The sequence below is a fragment of the Gammaproteobacteria bacterium genome (assembly GCA_013696315.1).
GTDB lineage: Bacteria > Pseudomonadota > Gammaproteobacteria > JACCYU01 > JACCYU01 > JACCYU01.
Map to the genome: position 1 here is coordinate 1 of JACCYU010000124.1, position 6,700 is coordinate 6,700.

The following is a 6,700-nucleotide window of genomic DNA, read 5'->3' on the forward strand; positions in this document are numbered from 1 at the left end:
CGCGCATACTGGTACTCGGGTAGCGGGTCCCATAGATGGTGGGATTCAACCTCGACCACAGGATAGCTGTAATCGAACTGGTCGATAGTGCGCGTCTCCTCGCCCTTAAGCGCGCCCACTACGGTGAGTTGCCGGCCGTTCGAATAGATGGCCGGGTCCAGAAATCCCTCGAAGCGCGCCAGGAAACGGCCCTGACTCACGTCACTTTCGTTCGGCCGCGCGCTGTCACTTAAGCTGCGCGAGACGACTTCTATCAAGGTCTCCGATGCGCCGTTTTCGACGTTGGCAATGGTGCCGCCCCAGCGGACACGGGTACCCGTCAGCCGCTTGCCGTCGGCACGCGCGGCGGACACTGACGGGCTGTCCCCGGGCGCGTTTCGAATCTGTTGCGGAATCTGGCTGGCGCACGCCGTCAGAAGAAGCGCGCCCAGCAGCATGCTAGCGAGCCTGTACATAATGCACCTCAATTAGAGCCACGGCCACGAGTACCCGCGGCATTCATGCGCTGCCTGTAATATGTCCGTTGCGCCAGTAGGTTAGTTCCACCTTGTGTTGGACCCGCCGCCCGTTCCGCGTACCCGGTAACAGGCTGGATTGATGTCCACCGTGTGTCGGGGTAATCGTTAAGCCCGTCTGAACTGACGTGTTATGGTTCGCAAGTGTCATTTTAAGGTACGGAAACGTCACGCCATCGACAAGAGCCGCGGAAGCGGCAGATCGCGAAGGCCGGCCGCACTGCGATGTAGGGCTTGTTTACTCACTAAGCCTTTGTTTAACAATACTAATGATATGATCATCGATGCCCGCACTGTAACTTAGCATACCGTCATCTCCGCCGACGTATGTATTATCGGCGGCGGTGCCGCGGGTATTGCCATTGCGCTGGATCTGATCGACCCTCGCTGCGTGTGGTGCTGCTGGAGAGTGGCGGCGAGACCTCGGATGCGGCGACGCAAATGCTTTACGCCGGCGAGAACGTAGGTTTGGACCATGTACCGCTGGATGCCGCGCGCAGCCGCTTTCTGGGCGGCAGCTCCAACTGCTGGGGCGGATGGTGCCGGCCTCTGGATCCCATCGACTTCGAGGCGCGCTCCTGGATGCCGGCCTTATTACCGGCACGCCCACACGCTGCTGGAGCTCGGACCTTACGAGTATTCTGAAGCCTACTGGCAAAGCGAACTGGCCCGGCAGCGGGTGTCGCTTTTTCCGATTCAAGGCGATGACATGGTCAATGTCATCAATCAACTCAGTCCGCTGACGCGTTTCGGTCAGGTGTATCTCACGCGTCTGGCGCAAGCGCCCAAGCTGCGTGTTTTTCTCAACGCCAACGTCACCGAGTTGCAGGCGAACGTCACGGCGTCGATGGTCGATTGCGTGCAGGTGGCGACCCTCGATGGCGTGCGCTTTTCCGTATCGTCGAAGCTGGTGGTGCTGGCCTGTGGAGGCATCGAAAACGCGCGTTTGCTGCTAGTTTCCAACGGCGTTCAGAGCGCGGGGCTGGGCAACGGCAACGATCTCGTCGGGCGTTATTTCATGGATCATCCGCGGTTTCGCTGGACCAAAGTCCGGCTTGGAGATCAGCGCAAATACCGCCGCCTTTACGACAGTTCGCTGGCGCACACGCGGCCCCGCGTACGGAGTCGGGATTTGCGCCTGGCCGCGCACCTCGCGCCGTCATTCACACAGCAACGTGAGGCCCGGCTGCCCAATTCGAGAACCTATCTGGTGGCGAACTATTTCGCCTCGGTGTCGGCGACGTATGGCGTGCTGAAAGTGATGTGGCATCGCATGCACAACCGCAAGAAGTTTGGCGTACCGCTTGCGACGGTGGCGCTGGAAGCCGCGCGTAACCCGCCATGCTGCTGCGTCAAGCGCCGCGGGCGTGCCTCGCGGTGCTCGACAACCGGCTGAATCCGGAATCCGTCAAACGCGAGTTCCATCTGGTAACCATTTGCGAGCCGGTGCCCAATCCGGATAGTCGCGTTACGCTGTCTTCCGGGCGCGACATGCTGGGCCTCAATCAGGCGCGCCTCGACTGGCGCATGGGCGAACTGGACAGGCAAAACCTTCAGGGGACCTGCGATTTGATCCGCCGCGAGACGGACCGCCACGGATTCCTCATTCCGGTCGAGCGATGGCAAAGTCAGGTACAAAACTGGCCGCAAGGCGTCGAGGGTTGCTGGCATCACATGGGGATGACGCGCATGAGCGCCGATCCCAGACGCGGGGTGGTAGACGCCGATTGCCGCGTACATGGGTTAAGCAATCTGTTCATCGCCGGCAGCTCCGTGCCCCCCACCGTGGGCAGCGACTTTCCGACCATCACGACCGTCGCGCTTGCCCTGCGGCTGTCGAAAACGTTGCAGGCGGTTATGGAACTCGCGCAAGCAGGAGCTACCGTCATCTAGCAGGCTGGTGTCGCAGGCGCGCGACCGAGCGCCTGGTCGCGCCGCCTGTCGGCATTAACGATTATTGATCGTTGCCAGCGCGGCCGCGTGACTAGCCACCGCGTCTTGCGCGCGCGACACGGTCGCGTTGAGGTCGCGCACCAGCCCGTCGGCCAACCCGTAAACCCAGCCGTGAATGGCAAGCGGCTGTCCACGTTCCCAGGCATCGCGCACGACGGTAGTCTGCGCGACGTTGGCGACCTGCTCGATGACATTCAGTTCGCACAGACGATTGACCTTGTCGGATTCGTCTAGCGCCGCCAGCGCGCTCGCGTGTTTGAGCGCGACGTCGTGCACGTGACGCAACCAGTTGTCGATCAGGCCGAAGCGCGAACCGGCCACGGACGCCTGCACGCCGCCGCAACTGTAGTGGCCGCAGACGATGACATGCTTGACGCGGAGTACGTCTACCGCAAATTGCAGCACGGACAGGCAATTAAGGTCCGTATGCACCACCACATTGGCAACGTTGCGATGCACGAAAATCTCGCCCGGCATCAGCCCGATGATCTGGTTGGCGGGCACGCGGCTGTCGGCGCAACCGATCCATAAATATTCCGGCGCTTGCTGGCGCGACAGGCGCGCGAAGAAATCCGGCTCGCGCGAAACGATCTCGCGCGCCCATGCGCGATTATTGTTAAACAGATGATTTAAATCACTCATTGTAGAGGTACCAGCCATTTTCGGCGGTTTAAGTTGGAGTAATCGGACAGGGTCGACGTAAGCCAACGCTACCCGGGTGTCAGGCCGCTGATTCGAGACGGTCACGCAACTATATTCATAATCGTTTAAGTGAAGGGCGCTTGACTTGGCTCCGGAAAAAGTACGATAGTACGCGAGCAGGTGTTCAAGGTGGGGAGTTACTGTCAGCAGTCCTTGCGATTAAGCCGGTACTTGAGTTTGTCATTTTCTCTATCTTGTCTCATGCGGTCCGGGCATTACGCTCATTTTTTTACTATGTTTTTTTTACTATGTTTAGGAATATTCAAGATGGCAACTGGTACTGTGAAATGGTTTAACGAATCCAAGGGCTATGGCTTCATAACGCCCGATGACGGAGGCGATGATCTGTTTGCGCATTTCTCCGCGATTCAGGCCAAAGGCTTCAAAACGCTGGCCGAAAACCAGAAAGTGTCTTTTGATGTAACCACCGGCCCCAAGGGCAAGCAGGCTGCAAACATTCAGCCGATGTAACCTGATCCACTGAAAAGCCCGGCCACGCCGGGCTTTTTGTTTTCATTGCACGCAGTCCGCCATAAACAGCGCGATGCGCGTATGCCACCAGCTATTCGTCCGACGCATCAGGCCTGCAACGCGCGTTCAAGTTCCGCGAAACTCTGCGCCTTGCCATCCGCTTCGAGAGCCACACCAAGGAGCTTCGCAATCTGCGTGGTGGAAAAGATGCCCCGCAGTATGGCTTTGCCGCGGTCGTCCTGATCCAGCACGATCGCGTGCTGACGGCCCGCGCCGCGTAGGGTCGCTACAATATCGCCGACGGACGCTCGCTCGACATCTTTCATGCGCAGCGCGCCGATTTCGTCCCGTGCGGTCATGACCTGTTCCACGCGAATGGCGCTATGCGGAACGCGCTCGGCCGAACTGATGGCGATCGGGCGCTCGCCCATAATGTCGGTAGCCGTGATAACACCCAGCACCGAGTCCGCGTAACCAGTCACTATCAACAGTCGCACCTCGGCATGAATCATCTTCTGCAAAGCATCATCGATCGGTGTTTCCGGCGCGACCGTAAACACCTTGACGCGCAGCAGATCGGTCATCACATCCAGTGCGGTGGCATCCATGCTAACGGACACCGGCAACCCCTGCCGGTATCGAAATACAACGGTATCCGTCGCCAGCGCCTGAGTTGGCAGCGGATGAAATGATTGCGACATGAGATCCTCCGTTGGAAGCTCGAAGGGCGGGAGTCGAATACTCCCTCTATTCCAAGTGTAGCACCTGGTCTGGCCAAACGACACGCCGCGGCGCGAGCTTGAGCGCCAACCTGGCGCTTATCCGCGTTGCACAATGAGTGCAGACGATGCGGGGGCTAGAATCGGGCATTCAAGCCAACCGTTACCGAGCGCCCGGGCAGCGGCGCACTCTGTTTGAGGAACGACGTGTGCCGACGCGCCTCCTCGTTGAGCAGGTTGGCGCCTTGCACGAAGAACTCATAGTCGCCGTTGCTCGCCAGCCTGCACGAGAGACGCGCATCCAGCAGGGTGTAGCCATCTGTTTCGGTTTCCAGCGGCGCCACCCGGTCCTGTTCCTCGATCCGGATCACATCGATGCCGGCGCTCCAGCGAGTCAAAGTATAGTCCAGTCCCGCGACGAGGCGCAGTGGTGTTATCCGCGGCAAGTCGCCGCCGTCACGCAGCCCGCCGCGCACGTAATCGGCGAATACCCGCAAGTCCAGCACGCTGCCCGGCCCTTGCAGCAGGCCGATAACGCCTTCCACCTCGCCGCCGTAAAACTCGGCGTCCTGCTGCGCGTAAGCGGTGGACACCAGCTCGCCGGCCGGGTCGAGCTCGCCTGACTCGTTCAGGCGATCGATCAGGCCATCGCCGTTGCCGTCGACACCTTGCAGAAAGATAAAGTCATCGATCAGGTTGGCGAGCGCGTTCACGTTCCAGGTCACGCGCCCAGCGGTCTTGCGTATACCCACATCTAGGGCTGTGCGCGGTTTCCTCGTTCAGCTCCGGGTCGCCCCGCTCGAAGGTCAAGGTGGCCAGATGCGCACCGCCAGCGTAAAGTTCCTGCGCCGCCGGTGCGCGTTGCGAACGCGTGGCGGAGATGTTGAACGCGTAATCCTCAGTGAACTTGTAAATGGCGCCGGCCGATATGCTGTAAAGATCGTGATCGGCGTCGGGGTTGCCACCAGAGGCTTCGGCTTCCTGGCGCTCGTAACGACCGCCCAACTCCAGCGTTAGCGAGCCGAATGCCCGCTCCTCGACGATAAACGCGGCCAGTGCCTGCGTTCGTGTTGGCGCGACGAACGCCTCCTCGCAGAGCGACGCGAAATCCTGGTCGCGGTACTGCACGCCCACCGCGCCCGACCAGCCCGCCAGCGGGTGGTGCAGCAGCTCCAGACGGGCTTCGTACTCTTCGTTGTCGAACCGCGTGCCGGGCTCGCCGGAACCCTCGAACTCGGTATGTTCGTAGTCGTTGTAACCAGCATCCGCGGTCAGGCGCTCGAAGCCGGGCAATGGTTCGCGCAGCTCGCCCTTGAGATCGTACCGGGTCTGATCGGCGTCGATGAAGACGCCTTCGGCGCCGGGAATGCCATATTCGGTCAAGAGTCGGCTGACGGCGGCGCCGACAAAGCCGCGGTCGCCGACGTAGGAACCGCCGCCCGAAAAACTGTCGATGTCCACGGCGCTGTTGACCAGTGTCCCGTCGGAGGCGAACGTTTGCGGGTCGTCTGCGGCCTCGTTCGGGATCTCGTAGTCATTGGTTTCGCGGCCGGTGCCGTCCAGGTGCAAAGCGAAGTTGTCACCGATGCCGCCTGTCAGATCAAAGCGCCCGGTGCGTTCCTCGGCGGCGCTGCCATAGCGCACATCCACCTCGGACTCCAGCGTTTCAGGCACGTAATCGGGGATGCGGTTGGTCACCACATTGACCACACCGCCGATCGCGCCGCTACCGTACAGCAGGGTCGAGGGCAGGATCTCCACCTGGCGCGCCCAGCGGCTCGATGCCGATGGCGTGATCCGCGCTGATGCCGGAAACATCCATCGAGCCGATGCCGTTCTCCAGCACGCGCACGCGCGGCGCGTCCAGACCGCGAATTACCGGCCGGCTCGCGCCCTGACCGAAATCGCTGGCGCTGACACCCGGCTCTCTGGCCAGGGTCTCACCGATGGTGGGGGCTATTTTCCTGCGCAAATCCTCGCCGCGCAGCACCGACACTGGACGCGCGATCTCCAGTTCGGGCTCGTCCAGCGGGCTTGCCGTGACGGTCACCGGACCCAGCTCAATCGCCTGGCCCGGCTCCTGCGCCGTTGACGCTTGCGTACCCGCGCAGGCGAGCACAAAACCCATACTAATTCTCGTATTCATGCCCGGCTCCAATGCACCCCGCGAATCAAGACAGCCGGATGTCTGGCTTTGACGGGGAACAAACTCTCGATCGGAAACGCCAAGGAGGCGGCGTGTTGGCGCCGCCTTCAGCTATGTTTTGCAGGTCAGGCGAGGTCGATCGGTGGAGCGCGTGCGTGGTGGGTACGGAACCGCGTCGACGCGGTGTGGCAGGT

At 61.1% G+C, this 6,700-nt stretch carries 6 protein-coding genes and 1 pseudogene; 3 read left to right on the forward strand and 4 right to left on the reverse strand.

All coding sequences use genetic code 11. From position 1 onward, the window contains the following. Positions 1–455: Slp family lipoprotein (locus H0V34_07585; GenBank protein ID MBA2491562.1), on the reverse strand; the 455-nt coding region annotated here is incomplete at its 3' end. A gap of 769 nt (positions 456–1,224) precedes the next feature. Between H0V34_07585 and H0V34_07590 the strand changes: the two genes are divergently transcribed. Then, positions 1,225–1,911 carry a hypothetical protein gene (locus H0V34_07590; GenBank protein MBA2491563.1) on the forward strand — a complete coding sequence of 229 codons (687 nt, stop codon included), beginning with the start codon at positions 1,225–1,227 and terminating at the stop codon, positions 1,909–1,911. Beyond that, positions 1,857–2,408, forward strand: a complete 552-nt coding sequence (locus H0V34_07595) for a hypothetical protein (protein MBA2491564.1) — start codon at positions 1,857–1,859, stop codon at positions 2,406–2,408. The genes H0V34_07590 and H0V34_07595 overlap by 55 nt, the downstream gene beginning before the upstream one ends. Before the next feature lie 54 nt (positions 2,409–2,462). On the opposite strand, the gene can is transcribed toward H0V34_07595, so the two are convergent. Continuing rightward, positions 2,463–3,110 (reverse strand): carbonate dehydratase, encoded by a 648-nt coding sequence (gene can / locus H0V34_07600; GenBank protein ID MBA2491565.1) that lies wholly within the window; start codon positions 3,108–3,110, stop codon positions 2,463–2,465. 327 nt (positions 3,111–3,437) lie between these two features. Between can and H0V34_07605 the strand changes: the two genes are divergently transcribed. Then, complete coding sequence (locus H0V34_07605; protein ID MBA2491566.1) at positions 3,438–3,641, forward strand: cold-shock protein; 204 nt, start codon at positions 3,438–3,440, stop codon at positions 3,639–3,641. Positions 3,642–3,748: 107 nt separating this feature from the next. On the opposite strand, the gene H0V34_07610 is transcribed toward H0V34_07605, so the two are convergent. Beyond that, on the reverse strand, positions 3,749–4,342 hold the full coding sequence (locus H0V34_07610) for a CBS domain-containing protein (protein MBA2491567.1): 594 nt from the start codon (positions 4,340–4,342) through the stop codon (positions 3,749–3,751). A gap of 155 nt (positions 4,343–4,497) precedes the next feature. Beyond that, positions 4,498–6,488, reverse strand: a pseudogene (locus H0V34_07615) (TonB-dependent receptor). Between the last annotated feature and the right edge of the window lie 212 nt (positions 6,489–6,700).